Source organism: Bradyrhizobium sp. FW305-F6 (assembly GCF_058782905.1).
Map to the genome: position 1 here is coordinate 1 of NZ_JBYSYD010000031.1, position 1,607 is coordinate 1,607.

1 protein-coding gene is annotated in these 1,607 nt (G+C 64.7%); it reads right to left on the reverse strand.

The features are described from left to right. A partial coding sequence (locus AC3WLX_RS36580) for a HAMP domain-containing protein (protein WP_492339384.1) occupies window positions 1-1,220 on the reverse strand: 1,220 nt, incomplete at its 3' end. Window positions 1,221-1,607: the final 387 nt, after the last annotated feature.

Below are 1,607 nucleotides of genomic sequence, written 5' to 3' on the forward strand. Positions count from 1 at the left end.
AAATCGTCGGCGAAGCGGATCAGCTCGGCGCGGCGGCTGGCGGCCTGCTCCCGGTTCTGGACTTCGCTGGCGGCGGCGTCGCGCTCGGCCTTGGCGACGGCCTGGACCTTGAATTCCTCGACGGCGCCGGCCATCTCGCCGATCTCGTCCTTGCGGCCGAGGCCGGGCAGCACGACATCGAAATTGCCCGAAGCAAGCTCGCGCATCGCCTTGCACATCGCGATCATCGGGCGCGAGATGCCGTTGCCGAGCCACAGGGCCAGCACGGCGCCCACGGCAAGCCCGCCCAACGCCATCATCAGCATCAGCTGCTGGGTCTCTCCGATCGTCGTATTGGCGCTCGCCTCGATGCGTTGCTGGTCGCCGGTCAGATCCGAGCGCAGCTCGGCGGAGAGCTTGAGGATCGTCGCCGCCGTCTTGGTCATCTCGCCGTTCAGCTTGACGATGACCTTCACGTTGTCGGTCAGCTTTGCGAACGATGCGCGGTACTGCTTCAGGAGATCGCCGATCTCCTTGACGCGCTCGGTGATCTTCTGGTCGTTCGCATAGATGGAGACCAGCAGCGTCTCCAGGAACTTGATGCGGGCGATCACGCCGTCGGCCGTCTTCGGCTCCGGCTTGGCCACGAAGGCACTGACCGAGGTGGAGACTGCCAGATATTGCGAGGTGATGTCCTTGGCCGTGCTCTGGACCGAGTTCATGCCCGCCAGCGCCGCGGTATCGGCGAGGTCGTCGAATTTGAAACGGATCTTGTTGCCGACACTGTTGAGCTCGTCGGCCGCGATCTTGTTGTTCTCGCGCGTCAGCGTGATGATCTCGCCGAAGACTTTCGTGAAGCTCTGGAACTCGGCCTCGAGCTTGCCGACCTGCTCACGGCGGGCGCTGCCCGTCGTGGCGGCCATCGACTTGGCGATCGCGCTCTTCAGATTCGCTTCGGCGGCCTTGGCCGCCGTCTCGTCATCCGCCGCGCCAGTCAGGGTATAAGCTCGTGCCAGCCCCTGATAGGCGACCAGCTCACGATCGACCGTCCGCGCCAGATCGGCCTCCGCTACGCTGGTGCGGTAGGATGCCACGGCGCCTGCGATTCGCTCGAAGCCGAAATAGGCAAACGCCATGCTGACGGCGAGAATGGCGAGCACCGCCACGAAGCCGAGGATGATTTTTGCGCGAAAACGCAGCGTTGGCAGTTTCGATTTGCTCGACTTCGACTTAGCAGGCATTCCCCCACCCCATTCCATTCGCGGAAAAACCAGGCGCAGCCCGGGAACAGCCCGCTCCCCGGCTCCTCTGCACGTTACGGGGCAAAGGATAAGCTGTGGTAAATTTGTGGCGCCGCAACTGCCGGTGGCGCGGGAATTGATTGCGTCAAAAGTCGTCCCGGACACGCGGAGCGCGAAGCGACCGCGTGGACTTCGGAGCGGCCGAGCGCCTTACGCCGCGCGGATATTGGCCATGAAGCGGTCGAGCTCGGCGCGCAGGCGCGTGCTTTCGCTGGACAAGGTCTTGGCCGAGTGCAGCACCTCTTCCGAGGCCGAGCCGGTCTCGGCGGCGCCGCGGTTGACCTGGCCGATATCGGTGGCCGCGGTCTGGGTCCCCTGCGCAACCGT